Source organism: Bradyrhizobium sp. AUGA SZCCT0431 (assembly GCF_018131065.1).
Taxonomy (GTDB): domain Bacteria; phylum Pseudomonadota; class Alphaproteobacteria; order Rhizobiales; family Xanthobacteraceae; genus Bradyrhizobium.
On the sequence record NZ_JAFCLR010000006.1, the window covers coordinates 108,465 to 123,095 of the forward strand.

Sequence of the window (14,631 nt, forward strand, 5' to 3'; positions counted from 1 at the left end):
GTCACAATCCCGATGCGATCAGATCTTGAAGTTCTTCTGCATCGAACTCACGTTCGATCAGCCTGATCGAAACGATCCGGGCGAACTGGGCGAGCTCCGGATGAACGAACAGATCTGAAATCTGGATCGATACGCCGAGATCCTGCGACACCCGGCTGAGCAGCCGCACCGCAAGCAATGAGTGTCCGCCGAGCTCGAAGAAATGATCATTGCGTCCAATCCGCTCGACGCCAAGCAACTCGGTCCAGATCTTCGCCAGCGCGATCTCGATTTCGTCCTCGGGCGCCGCATAACGGCGACGCGCCGCTGCGTCCTCGTCTGGTGGCGGCAGTGCTCGCCGATCGATCTTGCCATTCGGGGTCAGCGGCAGTTGCTCGAGCACCACGATTGTCGTGGGAACCATGTAGTCGGGCAGCATGGCCGACAACGCCTGGCGCAGCGCCTCGCCGTCGAGCGTCCGCTCGCCGCTTGCGTAGGCGATCAGCTGACGTCCCGCCCTTATCTCGCGTGTCACCACGACGGCGGCGCTTACGCCGCGCTGCTCCAGCAAACGCGCTTCGATCTCTCCCAATTCGATCCGGAAACCGCGAATCTTCACTTGATGGTCCGCGCGCCCGACATATTCGATCACGCCGTCAGCCCGCCACCGCGCCAGATCACCGGTCCGGTAGAGACGCCCGCCGCTACCACCGAACGGATCCGGAATGAACCGTTCCGCCGTCAGTGCGCCGCGTTTCAGATAGCCCCGTGCCAGCCCCACACCACCGATGAACAACTCGCCGGTTACGCCGGGCGGGACCATGTTGAGTTCAGCGTCGAGAATGTAGGCGGACCGCAGACCAACGGGCCGTCCGATCGGCGCGTACTGACCCGGCGTCAACGCAGCCTCGTCGACAGTCCATGCCGTTGGCGCGATCACGGTCTCGGTCGGACCATAAGCGTTGATCAGAAGACCGGCATTGACAGCCCGCCGAAACGCCCTAATTCCCGTGTCCGACCAGGCCTCGCCGCCCACGATGCAGACTCTCAGCGAAAGGCGTCGGCCGCTGTGCCGCAACGCTTCACTCAACTGGTCGGCATAGGCCGGAGGCAGGAAGAGTACCGTGACCGAATTACGCTCGATTTCGCCGACTAGGTCGTCGATCAGCAGACCTGGCTTGGACGGCAGGATGAGCGACCCGCCTGTCATCAGCGGCACCAGCCATCTTTCGTGGGCGATGTCGAAATTGATCGAAGCCGACTGAAACTCCCGATCGCCCGAGTTCATGCCGTACAGCCGGCCGATCGCCTCGCAATGCATGGCGAGCGGTCCGTGCGAGACTGCCACGCCCTTCGGTGTTCCCGTCGAACCCGAGGTGTAGATCACATAGGCCAGGCTGTCCCGGTGGATTTCGAAATCGAGGTTGCTTGCATCGTCACCGGCGCGCCACTGCTGCGGCTCGTCCAGGCGCAAGGCCTCGACCCCGGTGTCGCGGAGCACTGGCGCAAAACGCTTGAGCAGCGCGCTTTCCGTCAATACCAGCTTCGTCGCACTGTCGCGCAGCATGTGGGCGAGGCGATCGTCCGGATAGTCCGGATCGAGGGGAAGATAGGCGCCGCCGGCCTTCAGGACAGCCAGCAGTGCGACCATCATGTCCGGGCTACGCGCCAGCGCCAGACCGACCAGCCGATCCGGACCGATGCCCCAGCGACGAAGACGCCGCGCCAGCCGGTTCGCCCGCGCGTTCAGTTCACCATAGCTGACGGACGTCTCGCCCCACACCAGTGCGACCGACGAAGGCGCCTGCGCGGCCCGCGCCTCGATCTGCGCGACGACGCCGACATAGGAAGACCGCGATGCCACCAAGTTCGTGGCACCGCTCCAGTCCAGAATTCGCCTTGCTTCATCATGGTCGGGCAATCCGAGTTCACCCACCGGCCGCTCGGCATTGGCCGCGATCAGCTCCAGCAATCCGCGCAAGCTGTCGCGCAGACGCCCGATCCCGGCTGCGTCGAAACGGGCCCGGTCGTAATTGAACTCCAGATTGAGCGCATCCGCTCCGGCGAACACCGCGACCGCCAGCGCATAGTTGGTGGGCGTGACGTGCTCCACGCGCCCGAGGCGAGGACCGCCCTCGCCGGTTTTCCGCAACGCTTCATCGATCGGATAATTTTCGAACACCAAGATGCTGTCGAACAGGGTCTGCCCGGCATGACCGGCAAGACGCTGGATCTCGTACAGCGGCGTCCAGCCGTGCTCGCGCAAGGCCAGGTTCTGCTCCTGCAACTGGCGCAGCCAATCGCCGACACTGGCTTCCGGGTTTGGTGCGTCGACGATCGGCAGCGTGTTGATGAACAGGCCGACCATCTCCTCGGAGCCTGCCAGCTCCGCCGGACGGCCCGATACTGTCACCCCGAACGAGATTGCGCCCTGCCCCGAACGCCGCCGCAACAGCTGCCCCCACGCCCCCTGAACGAGCGTGTTGAGGGTCACGCGCTCCCGCTTCGCAAATGACTTCAACCGTTCGGTCAATTCCGCGCTCACCGCAAGCGCGATGCTGGCGTGACCTGTGGCCTCCGGCGCCATGCCGTTCGATGCCAGCGCATTCGCCAGCAAGGTCGGCGTATCAAGCTTTGCCAGCGCATCGCGCCAGAACGCGGCGGCTCCTACATGATCCCGGCCTTGCAGCCATGCGATATAGTCGCGATAATTGCCTTGCACAGTCGGCAGCGTGCCGCCGCTCACATGCTGCAGCACCTCCGCAACCAGCCGCGCCGAGCTCCAGCCGTCGATAAAGATGTGATGATGGGTCCAGATCAGCCAGTGCCTGGCGTCATCGAGCCGGATCAAACGCACCCGCTGCAGTGGGGGGCGCGAGACATCAAAACCATTTTCACGCTCACGCCGTGATACTTCGGCCAGCGCGGCATCCAGCTCGGCGCGTTCGCCGCCGCCTTCCAGCGCCGCCACCCGATCGCGCCAATCCTCCTCGACAAAGGGCACCGCCACATGGCGATATACCACCTGCTGCGCTGAGCCCGACAAATGCTCCCAGACGAATCCGGTCCGCAATGCGGCGTGCCGGTCGCTCACCGCCTGCCACGCCGCTTTCAGCTTGCCGGCATCGAAGCCGAACACTTCGAGCCCGACCTGGTTCACATAGACGTCGTCAGCACCATCCCGGAGCGCGTGGAACAGCATGCCCTGCTGCATCGGCGAAAGCGGATAGATGTCCTCGACACCGCGCAGGTCCAGAGCAGTCCCCAGCCGGTCGAGATCGGCCTGATCAAGGCCGGACAACGCAACATCGGACGGTGTCATGCCAGATGCACCGCTGCAGCAATGCGTCACCAGTTCGCGCAGGACGGTCTCGTACATGTGCGCCAGCCGTTCGACTGTCTCCCGCCGATAACGTTTGCGCCCGTATCCAATGGACAGAAGCAAACACCCCTCGCGCACCTGACCTGTGATGTTCAGCCAGCCCCTCAGCCGAGCGGCATCACTTCGTGATGGGCCTGAACTCTCAGGTGCGAAGTCGAAAAGCGAGGAAGCTCCCACGCTGCCGTCGAACCGGCCGAGATAGTTCAACACGATCTGCGGTTCCGCCAGTCGCGCCAACGCGTTGCGTTGCTCCTCTGAACCGAGATAGCGCAACACGCCGTAGCCAAGTCCACGGTTCGGGACGGCGCGGAGATTTTCCTTGACCGATTTTATCAGTGATGCGTCGTCGCTTGATCCACCATGGAGGCGCACCGGGAACGTTGTTGTAAACCAGCCCACCGTGCGGGAAATATCCGTCCCGGGAAAAATGTCCTCACGGCCATGCCCCTCGAGTTCGATCGTCAAACCTTCGAGCCCGCACCAGCGCGAGACGGCGCGCACCAGGCTCGCCAGCAACAGATCATTGACCTGCGTCCGATAGGCGGATGGCGCTTCCCGCAGCAGCCTCGACGTCAATTCGGTATCGAGGATCAACGACACCTCATCACCGTCCCCGACGAGATCCGGACCACCGTGATCGTTGTCGCATGGCAGAGTTGTATCCGCTCCGCGCGCGAGCCAGAACGACAGCTCATCGGCGAGCTCCGGGGCGGCCGCATAGGCGTGCAGCCGCTCCCCCCACGACGCATAGGATTCGCTCTTCGGCGGCAGCGAAACAGTGGCAGCGCCCTGCTTCAGCTGGCCGTAAGCTGCGGCCAGGTCTTCCAGCAGAACCCGCCACGACACGCCGTCAACCGCAAGATGATGAATCGCGATCAGCAGTCGTTGACTGCCATCGGCAAGATCCATTGCTGCCGCGCGCAACAAGGGACCCGATGACAGCGACAGGCTCTCCTGCGCGGCGGACGCAATCGCCGTGACCTGCGCCGCGTCGCCGACATCGGTGCGAACCCACAACAAGTCTGACGGCGCCGGCGCTGCGCCATATTCTGCCCGCCACGTGCGGTCCACCTGCTCGAAGCGCAAGCGCAACGCATCGTGATGATCAACGACCGCAGCGAGCGCACGTCGCAGCAGCTCCCAGTCCAGCCGCGACTGCGGGACCAGCAGCACGGCCTGGTTCCAGTGACTCCGGTTGCCGGCGTCCTCATCGAAGAAGCGGGTCTGGATCGGCAGCAGGCGATGCCCACCGGTTACCCGGTCGCTCCCGGCGATGGTCTCCGACTTCGACTTCTCTTTCCTTGCGACAGGCACCGTTGTGATCGTCGCTACCGTTGCCAGGCGCGCCACGGTTTGCTGTCCAAAGACCTGTTTCGGCGTCAGACGAATGCCACGCTTGCGCAGCCGCGCGATGATCTGCAGGCTGAGAATTGAATCGCCGCCGAGTTCAAAGAAATTGTCGTTGCGGCCAATTTGCTCCCGGCCGAGCACCTCGCGCCAGACCGCAGCGATCGCCTCTTCGGTCGCTCCCTCGGGGGCCGAGTAGTTCGCGACGATCGTGTCTTGATCCGGCTCCGGCAGCGCCTTGCGATCCACCTTGCCGTTTGGCGTCAGCGGCAGGCGCTCCAGCAGAACGACCCGCGACGGCACCATGTATTCCGGCAGGACGGCAGCCAGTTGCTGCTTGGTTGCCTCCGCCGTCGGCGCCAAGCCGGCGCGGGGAACGCAATACGCGACGAGCTCCTGCCGTTCGGCGTCCGTCCCGATGGCGCGGGCAATCACCACCGCGTCATCGATCTCCTGCAACGCCTTGACCGCGCGCGCCACCTCGTCAAGCTCGATGCGATAGCCACGCAACTTGATCTGATCGTCGCCACGTCCGAGGAACACCAACCGCCCCGACTGATCGCAACGAACCCGATCCCCCGTCCTGTACAGCCGTTCCCCGGCCGGCCCGAACGGATTCGGCACGAAGCGTTCGGCGGTCAGGCCGGGCTGGCCACGATAACCCCGCGCGAGCCCGGCGCCTCCAATATAGAGTTCACCGATGACGCCGATGGGCACCTCGTTCAGCGCATCATCCAGCACATGGGCGCGCAGATTGGCGAGCGGCAAGCCGATCGGAACCGAACCTGCCTCACCTGCAGGCTCCCATTCATGCGTAACCGCCCCGACCGTCGTTTCCGTCGGACCATAGTGATTGAGAACTCGGCATTGCGGCCGCAATTGACGAATTTCGTTCAACAGATCAGCGTCGCAGGCCTCACCGCCGAGAATCAGGACCTCGCGGGGCAAGAGATCGGCCGAGCGTGACGCCTGCAACAGGCCGCGCAGATGACTGGGCACGATCTTGAGAATGCCGACGTCGCCATCCCGCATCGCCTTCGCAAACAAATCCGCATCGAGGATGGCTTCCGGAACCAATAGATTCAGCGTCGCCCCGGAGGCAAGTGCGCCGAACAGCACGGTGTGGCCGAGATCGGCCGCGACGGTAGAAACCATCGCCATGCTTGCACTCGGCGACGGCTGCACGCGTTGCAGCAGGGCCTGGACATAATTGGCCAGCGCACCGTGCGACACGGCGACGCCCTTGGGCGCTCCGGTCGATCCCGACGTGTAGATCACATAAGCGGTCTGCGCCGGATGGATCGTGCTGTCCGGAAGCACGCTCACTAACTCTTCGGAGGTGGCCTCGGCGTCCGCATCGAGCACAAGGCAATCAAGCGTAAGCGCCTCGGCCAGCTTCTCACCGGCCGCCAACACGATCTCGATCCCGCCATCCGCCAGGATGCCTCGGACCCGTTCCACCGGCCATTTCGGATCAAGCGGCACATAGGCGCCGCCGGCCTTGAGCACGCCGAGCAGCGCCGCCACGAATGCCGGCGAGCGCTCGATCCAGAGCCCAACTGGCGTTTCCCGTGTCACGCCTCTGGCAGCGAGGGTGCGGGCGATATCATTCGACTTCCGCTCGAGGTCGGCGAAAGTCAATGTCTCGCCGCCGCATTGGATGGCGACCGCGGTTTGCCGATCGACCGTCGATGCACGATAAAGGCTGAGCACATCGGTGAATCGAAACGCAGCAGTCTGGCCTGGCACCACCTGCCGGTTCGCAGCATCGATCACAAAGTCCGAGACAAGGCGCTCCGGATCTTCTGCGATCTGACGGAGCAGCGAGCCGAACTGCGCCGCCAGCCGCGCGATCGTCGCGGCGTCGAAAAGATCGGTGGCATAGTTGAAGGTCGCCTTCATGCCACCGGCGCCATCGACGATGTCGAGCGCGAGATCGAAGTGCGAGCCCGCGAGGTCCAGGATGTCGATCTCGGCGACCAGCCCTTCGACGCCCTCAAATCCACTGGGCGCCTTCATATAGTTGAACTTCGCCTGAAACAGCGGGTTGTGACCGCCGCTGCGTTCCGGCCGCAGACCGTCGACCAGCGCTTCGAACGGAAGGTCCTGATGGGATAGCGCTTCGATCACCGCTTCCTTGACCTGTTGGAGCAGGTCCGGGAACGTCGCTCCATCGACGAATTCCGCACGCAGCACCAGCGTATTGACGAAGCAACCGATCAATCGTTCGAGCTGCGCATGACGACGCCCGGCTACGGGTACACCGACGCGCACATCGCTCTGGCCGGTATAGCGATATAGCAGTGCCTGATACGCCGCGAGCAGCAGCATGAAGACGCTCGCGCGATGTTTTCCCGCGATCTCGCGGAGCCGGGAGGCCAGCGCGCCTTCGATCGCAAGGCCAATCGTATCTCCGCCATGGCTTTGCGTCGCCAGACGCGGCCGGTCATGGGGCAGAGCCAACACCGGGTGCGTGTCACCCAGCTTTGAGCGCCAATAAGCTAGCTGCCGGCCTGCCTCACCTCCCGCGAGCCAATCGCGTTGCCAGCTTGCGAAATCCGCATATTGAATCATCGGTACCGGCGGTGGACCAGCGTCCTCCCGGATGAAGCTGCGATAAAGCCCCGCCAACTCCTGGAGCATCACGTTGAGGGACCAGCCATCGACGGCAATGTGGTGGGCCAGCAGCAACAATTCGTGCTCGTCGTCTGAGAACTGCAACAGGGCCGCTCGCAACAACGGTCCGTTGACGAGATCGAACGATCTGGCGAGTTCGGTCTGGCCGAACTCCGCGGCATATTCGGCGCGCTGGCGCGCGGGATATGAGCGGAGATCCTCGTGCCGCATGCCAACATTGAGGGAGTCGTGAATCACCTGCCTTGCGCGGCCCCACTGCGCGACAAACGTGGTGCGCAACACCTCATGGCGCTGGACGATTTCCGCAATCGCCCACGACAAGGCGGCATGATCGAGCTTTCCTTTGAGACGGACCGTGCTGGCAACCGTGTAGGCCGTTCCGCCGGGGTCCATGTTCCAGAGAAACCACAGCCGTTCCTGGGCATGGGACAAGATCATGCGGCTTGCCGGCGCCGCCCGCTGGATCGGCGGGAGAGCCCGCCCCGCGCCTTCCCCCACCAGGGTATCGATCCGGCCTGCGAAGGCTGCGAGCGTCGGCGCGTCGAAGAAGCTGCGCAGTTCCAGCTCGACGCCGAATCGTTCGCGGATCGCGGCGGCGGTCTGTCCGGCCGTGATCGAGTTTCCGCCCAATACGAAGAAATCGTCTTCTCGGTGGACAGCCTGCACGCCGAGCGCGTCGCGCCAGATCGACGCCAGGGCGCGCTCGGTATCGCCCGCGGGCGCCGTCAATGCGGCGCCATCGCGACGACGCCCTCTTTCGAAGACCATGAAACTGTCGAGCGTGTTGTCGGCCCAACGCGCGCTGCAGGCCGAACGCTGCAGCTTCCCGCTGGTCGTCAGCGGCATCCCCTGCGGATTCAACAGGATGATGACAGCCGGATATTCCTGAGCCTGTCGAAGCACAGCCTCGCCGATAGCCTGAGCAAGAGCCTCTGGATCGCTGCGCTTGAGAACAACACGGCTGAACTCGGCCGCGACTCCAATGCTTTCCCGTCCGTCGATCTCGACCGCAAAAGCGGCCACCCGACCGCTGCGAACCAACTTGACGTCGGCCTCGACCGCCTGCTCGACATCCGTCGGATAGACGTTCTGACCACGAACGATCAGGAGATCCTTGAGCCGGCCGGTGACGACCAGCGTGCCGTCCCGAATGAAGCCGAGATCTCCGGTGCGCAGCCAGCGCATGCCATCCCGCTCGACGAATGCCTTGGACGTGGCTTCCGGATTATTCCAGTACCCGAGCGCAACGCTGGGACCGGCGACCCAGATCTCGCCGACCTCGTCAGCCTCTGTGACCGTCGATCCATCCGTGCGCATGATGCACGTGACATGATCGCCGACCGTCTGACCGCAGGCGACCAGGTCGGTGCCTTCACCGGCGTTCGCAATATGACCCGCCGCGAGCGCCACTGTATCGAGCGTATGGTTGACGGATTCGGTCGTTGGGCTTCCTGCCGTCACCAGCAGCGTCGCCTCAGCCAGACCGTAGCAGGCGGTCAACGCGCGTCGATCAAAACCGGTCCGCTCAAATCGCTCACCGAATCTCTCAAGCGTGGTTTTGCGGACAAACTCCGAGCCGGAGAATGCGAATCTCCAACGGCTCAGGTCGAGCCGGCCGATCGTGTCATCGGAAACCCGATCAGCACACAACGCGTAGGCAAAATCGGGTCCACCGCTGATCGTTCCGCCGTGACGGTCGATAGCCTCAAGCCACCGTCGAGGCCGCTCGAGAAAATTGCGCGGCGACATTAAGACAGCGGTAAAGCCGGTGAACAGTGGATTCAGCAGTCCACCGATTAGTCCCATGTCGTGATAGAGCGGCAGCCAGCTGACGAAAACATCGTCGAGCGTTCCTCCTGCGACGGCCTGGATGGCCTTCTCGTTAGCCGTCAAATTGGCGTGCGAGACGCAAACCCCCTTCGGCTGCGACGTCGACCCCGACGTGTACTGCAGGAAAGCGACGGCATCCGGCGCAGGGCTTGTCTCTCGCCATTCCGCAGCGAATTCAGACGATATCGCATCGACCTCGATAATCCGGACATTGGTCAGTCCGGGAAGCGCTGCTTCCACGCCAGCACGCTGATTCGATCCCGTCAGAATGGAGCGTGGCGCCGCATCGCGCAGAATGCCGTTGAGACGGCCCGCATAGCGATCGGCAGCCCCCTCAGGTGGATACGCCGGAACCGCGATCACACCCGCATACAGACAGGCATAGAATGCCACGGCATAGTCGAGCCCGCTGGGCAGGAGGATGATCGCTCGTTCGCCCGCGCCGCCCAATTGCTGCAACTGGGCCGCCACAGACCTTATCCGGGCGTCAAGCGCGGCGAACGTCAGTTCATCGGCGACATCATCTCCATCGACAAAACGCAACGCCACCCGATCCGGACGCAACGCTGCGTGGCCACGTAGTCGTTCGACGAGATTGTCTTGATACATTTTCTCGAAATCCAGTCCGGAAATTCTCGCCTCGCGGGCAGCAAGGGACGATTAGCTCTGCCGATGTGCTTCGGCCATGGCGACGATCACCTTGCGCGGGCCCTTGAACGGCGCGCGCGCATGGGCGGTGAGCATGTTGTCGAGCATGACGACATCGCCGGCCTGCCAGGGAAAGCTGATCTTGTGCGCCTCCAGCACGTTGCGCACGGTGGTCAGCGTCTCGTCGTCGATCCGCGACCCGTCGCCGTAGAACACGTTGCGCGGCAGCTCGACCTCATCGCCGACGACGTCGAGCAAGCCCTCACGCACCTCCGGCTCGAGATTCGAGACGTGAAACAAATGAGCCTGATTGAACCAGACCCAGTCGCCCGTCACGGGGTGACGTGCCGTGCCCTGGCAGATCTGGCGCGTACGCAGCTCGCCGTCTTCTTTCCATTCGCAGTCGATGTCGTGCCGGGCGCAATAGGCCTCGACCTCCGACCGGGACTCGGTGCCGAACACCTGCTGCCAGTCGACATCGAGCCCGTTGCCGTAATTGCGGACATACATCACGCCCTTTTCGGCGAAACGCTCCCGAATGGCTGACGGCATGTCACGATAGATCGCGCGGCTGTCGGCGATCGGCGTCTCGCCGCCCTCTTGTGCCGGCTGCATGCAATAGAACCAGATCTTCATCGGCCAATCCCGGGTATAGGCCTGCTCGTTATGCAGCGGGATATGCTGGTGCGGCGGGTATTCGGTGGACGTGTAGACGCCGGAAGTTACCTGCGAGCGCGGCGTCGATCCGAACTCGTAGCTGAGCAGCGGATGGCCGAAATCGGCCGCGAAAGCCCGGAACGCGTCGGGGCCATCGAGAGAGAAGTCACGAAACACGATGCCGCCGCAATCGGTCAAATGCCGGGCGATGGTTTCGCGCAACATCGGAAGCGCCGCGCCGAGCGGCTGCCCGGCCTTGTCGGCCTTCAGCAACAACGGAAGGCTCTTGCCCTCAACGAGTGGCAGGACGGAGAATGCGCTCATGATCCTTGCTCCAATGCGAACCAATCGACCGTCCCGATTGCCGGGCCAGGGCCGATCCGACCAGGTCGAGCAGTTCGGCTTGCTGCGTGTGAATGAAGAAGTGATGTCCCGGCAGCATGTCGAGCGCGAATTCGGCTGAGGTCTCCTGCTGCCAGGCTTCCAGCGATTGGCGGCTGGTCTCGTCGTCGATGCCGCCGAAGATGTGGATGGGACACGGCAGCGGAGACCGCGGCCGATAGGTATAGGCACCACACATCAGGAAATCGGCGCGCAACACCGGCAACGCCGATCGCATGAGCTCCGCATTCGCCAGTGCTTCGTCGGGCGTCCCCTGAAGATTGCGCAGCTCCCTCAGCAGCGCATCGTCGCTCAGCGGCAGGCGCCATTTGCTTCCGTCTCGAACGGCCGGTGCCTCCGTGCCCGATCCGAAGAAAATGGCGGGCGCCGGTGCGCCGCGATCGAGCAGGCTATGGGCAACTTCAAACGCAATCAGCGCGCCGAGGCTGTGCCCGAACAGCGCGTAAGGACCCTCAAGCCGGGCGTGAATCTCCCCGGCCAATTGCGCGGCGAGTTCGCGGGGATCGGTCGCCAATGGCTCGTCCATGCGCGCGCCGCGTCCGGGCCACTCGACCGGCCGGACGTCGATCCACGCCGGCAGCAGCCTGCGCCACCGTGCATAGAACATGGCGCTGCCGCCGGAGTAAGGCAGACAAAAAAGCCGCATCGGAAGACGGGCTCCGTTTGCTAAGCCGATTTCGGCGCTGGAACCGCTTCGTCCATGAATTTGCGCAGCGTCAACGGACGCATGTCGGTCCACACCTGCTCGATGTGATCGAGGCATTCCTTCTTGGTGCCGGTCTTGCCGACTGCCGTCCAGCCGTTCGGAATGTCCTTGAACGTCGGCCAGATCGAATATTGCTCTTCGTGATTGATGACGACGGTGAAGGTGACGTCTTCTCTGTCAAAAACCATCATGGCCCGGCACCTTTCAGAAAACGAAGCAATGCCGTTTGACTAGGTCAGAAGCAAATGATGGTCAAAGCAATATCGGCGACGCAGTTTTTAATAGCTCCAAGGTGGCGAGTAAGCGAACGGTACAACCTCCGCGTAGCCGCAGGGTGCGCTCAACAAGCGACTGATTTGCAAAGCGATCCATATTTTGGCGAATTCTAATCTTCCGAGCTGGAACATTTTCGTTCTCGATAAACCCGCACAAACTCTCGGCATTTTTTTTCATCACATTGTCATCAACTCCGCCGAATGCGAACGGCACAACATCCGAACAAGAAAATGCCGCCGCGGACGGGGTCCGCGACGGCACGAATTGCCGGTGATGAGAGTGACGCAGCGCTCAGAAGTTGAACGTCGTCGACACCAGATAGGTACGCGGGGCGGCGAGCGTGATCACACCGCTATAGGCCGAGGCCCAATAGGACTTGTTGAAGACGTTCTCGACGTTGGCACGGATCACGATCGGCTTGCCGTTCCAGGGCGACGTCAGCGTGTATCTCGCCCCAAGATCGAACCTCGTCCATTCCGGTATGGACAGTGTGTTGGTGACGTTGACATATTGCGAACTGGTATAGATCAGCCTGCCCGTGAGCGTCAGGTCACGCAGCGGCGTATCCCACTCCGCACCGATATTGGCGTTGAAGGAGGGAACGCCGACGGCCGTCCTGCCGTCAGTTACTCCATTGGGTGTGTTGACCTGCTTGCCCTCGATAAAAGCCACGCCGCCGAGCACCCTAAACCAAGGCGCGATCTCGCCGAACACATTGAGTTCGGTGCCGCGGTTGCGCTGCCTGCCGTTGAGTTGCTGGGTCGCCGTCGCACCCGTTCCTACGGCGATAATGCTCCGCTGCTCGATCTCGAACATGCTCAGGGTCGTGGTGAAGCGGCCCGTATCGAACTTCACACCGGCTTCAGCCTGAGTGGTTTTGCCGGGGGGAAACACCGTACCAACGTTGGCGAACGCGCCGCCAACCACAGCCGGTGTCTGAAGCCCTTCAATATAGTTCGCGTAAAGCGAGATGTTCTCGACCGGTTTCACGACAAGAGCATAGGCCGGGGTCCACAAGCTTTCAGACTGAAACGGCCGGTTCGGCGAAGCCGCTGTCGCGAATAGGTTGTTTATCTCACTCCCTGCGGTCTGGCGACGAACACCGACGGTCAACTGGACCCGATCGTTCCACGTCGACATCGTATCCGACACGCCAAAGCTCTTCAGGTTCACACCGGTGACCTGACTTGCGGACAATGTCGTGAAGTTGGGCTTCGGAATATTGGTCGGCTCGGTGTAGAGATTCCAGAAGATAATGTCAGTCAGCGGATTGGCGGAACGCGTCCGGATCTGCTGGTTATAGGTTCGGTCGTTCTCCGAATAGTTGAAGTTCAAGGCATGTCTGACGGGACCCGTGTCGACCGTTGCACGAACGCCCGCTTCACCCGCATACGTCTCAAACGTCTCCTTCCCCATAAACGGGCGCGACCATAAGCCTCCCAACTGGAATGCTCCCGGGGGAGTCGTCAACTGTCCCGGCACGGTGTTGGAGATATTCGGCGAAGGGTATGCATAGTTGATGTTGCTGTCGTGGTAACCGAACGCCGCATAGGCGGTCAGGTTGTCGGCAAGGTCCACCTCGCCTCTCACGGTCGTGAAAAAATCCGTCGGCGCGTAGTAGGCCCACGGAACCTGGAAATTGTGACCGGGCTTCGGCGGCGGGGGAATCAGTGTTGTCGTCGTAGGCACGTTGAAAAAACGCATCGGCGGATTCAGATTGTCCGCTTGGTAGCCGATATCGACTTCCACGCGCGCGTTCTCGCCCCGATAGTCCAGGCCCAGAACCGCATTGCCGAATTCGTCGGTCTGGCGATTCCACGGTGTATTGCCATTCGAATAGGTGCTGTTCAGCCGGACGCCCCACTCCTTGTGCTCGCCATATCGCCGGCTGACATCGGTGATCTGTCCGAACTGCGATTGGGAAACATAGGTCCCCGTCAGCCGCGTAATGTCGACATCCGGAGCATGCTTGGTGATCAGATTGACGGTGCCGCCGACGGCGCCGCCGCTCGTTGCACCGGTGCCGCCAACCGTCATGCCGTTGAGCAAGGCGCTCGGGCCCTTCAGGACCTCGACGCGTTCGACGAAATTCGCACCCGTGGAATAGTATGGTGCGATTCCGGCCAGACCGTTCAAACTATAATCGCCGCTGTCGTAGTAGAAGCCGCGGATGAACAGACTGTCGGCGCCGCCTCCTGCCGCCTGTACCACTCTGACGGAAGGATCGTTCGCCAGCACGTCGCGGATGGTGCGCGCCTGCTGATTCGCGATCAACTCCGCTGTGTAGCTGGTCTGGTTGAACGGCGTATTCATCACGCCGCGGTTGCCGAGAAGTCCGAGGCTTCCGCCCGACGCGACCTGTCCGCCCGCATAGGGGGCCGGAGGCGCACCGAGAGTTCCGGTTGAAGGCGTTACATAGGGAACCGGTTCGACGCGGCGAGGCGCCGGCGCAGCGACGCGGCGTTGCACGCGCGACGTGGACGTTTGCGACCTCCGTGCCGCGGGCCGCGCTCGCTGCTGCGCCGGAGCATCCACTGTGACGGGCGGCAAACTCTGCGCGAACGCTTTCTGACCGCTGGCAAAATCGAGAGAAAGAGCAAGATAACTTACCGCGCCCAACGAAACAGCGCGCACAATATTTCTGGCCGCAATATTATACGTCATACTTCCACCCCAAAGCCCATAAGCAGGTCCCTGAGGCCGTTCTATCTTCGCGAGGGGAAACAGCGAGTAGAAGCCATCTAAGGTAACGTTACGTGCGCACAAC

At 62.5% G+C, this 14,631-nt stretch carries 5 protein-coding genes; all 5 read right to left on the reverse strand.

Going from position 1 to position 14,631, the window contains the following annotated elements; genetic code table 11:
- Position 1: 1 nt before the first annotated feature.
- Positions 2 to 9,784: a non-ribosomal peptide synthetase gene (locus JQ567_RS07385; protein ID WP_212438201.1), complete on the reverse strand. Its 9,783-nt coding sequence runs from the start codon at positions 9,782 to 9,784 to the stop codon at positions 2 to 4.
- Positions 9,785 to 9,835: 51 nt separating this feature from the next.
- The gene (locus JQ567_RS07390) at positions 9,836 to 10,804 is read right to left on the reverse strand and encodes a TauD/TfdA family dioxygenase (RefSeq protein WP_212438202.1); all 969 of its coding nucleotides are present in this window, start codon (positions 10,802 to 10,804) and stop codon (positions 9,836 to 9,838) included.
- Positions 10,773 to 11,528 carry a thioesterase II family protein gene (locus JQ567_RS07395; protein WP_212438203.1) on the reverse strand — a complete coding sequence of 252 codons (756 nt, stop codon included), beginning with the start codon at positions 11,526 to 11,528 and terminating at the stop codon, positions 10,773 to 10,775. The genes JQ567_RS07390 and JQ567_RS07395 overlap by 32 nt, the downstream gene beginning before the upstream one ends.
- A gap of 20 nt (positions 11,529 to 11,548) precedes the next feature.
- Positions 11,549 to 11,779 carry an MbtH family protein gene (locus tag JQ567_RS07400; RefSeq protein WP_212438204.1) on the reverse strand — a complete coding sequence of 77 codons (231 nt, stop codon included), beginning with the start codon at positions 11,777 to 11,779 and terminating at the stop codon, positions 11,549 to 11,551.
- 376 nt (positions 11,780 to 12,155) lie between these two features.
- Positions 12,156 to 14,528, reverse strand: coding sequence for a TonB-dependent siderophore receptor (locus JQ567_RS07405; protein ID WP_212438205.1), 2,373 nt, complete (start codon positions 14,526 to 14,528; stop codon positions 12,156 to 12,158).
- Positions 14,529 to 14,631 lie beyond the last annotated feature (103 nt).

Excerpts from the sequence above, each read along its gene's own strand:
- JQ567_RS07385 (WP_212438201.1), bottom strand. The coding sequence starts at position 9,784 with ATGTATCAAGACAATCTCGTCGAACGACTACGTGGCCACGCAGCGTTG.
- JQ567_RS07390 (WP_212438202.1), bottom strand. The coding sequence starts at position 10,804 with ATGAGCGCATTCTCCGTCCTGCCACTCGTTGAGGGCAAGAGCCTTCCG.
- JQ567_RS07395 (WP_212438203.1), bottom strand. The coding sequence starts at position 11,528 with ATGCGGCTTTTTTGTCTGCCTTACTCCGGCGGCAGCGCCATGTTCTAT.
- JQ567_RS07400 (WP_212438204.1), bottom strand. The coding sequence starts at position 11,779 with ATGATGGTTTTTGACAGAGAAGACGTCACCTTCACCGTCGTCATCAAT.
- JQ567_RS07405 (WP_212438205.1), bottom strand. The coding sequence starts at position 14,528 with ATGACGTATAATATTGCGGCCAGAAATATTGTGCGCGCTGTTTCGTTG.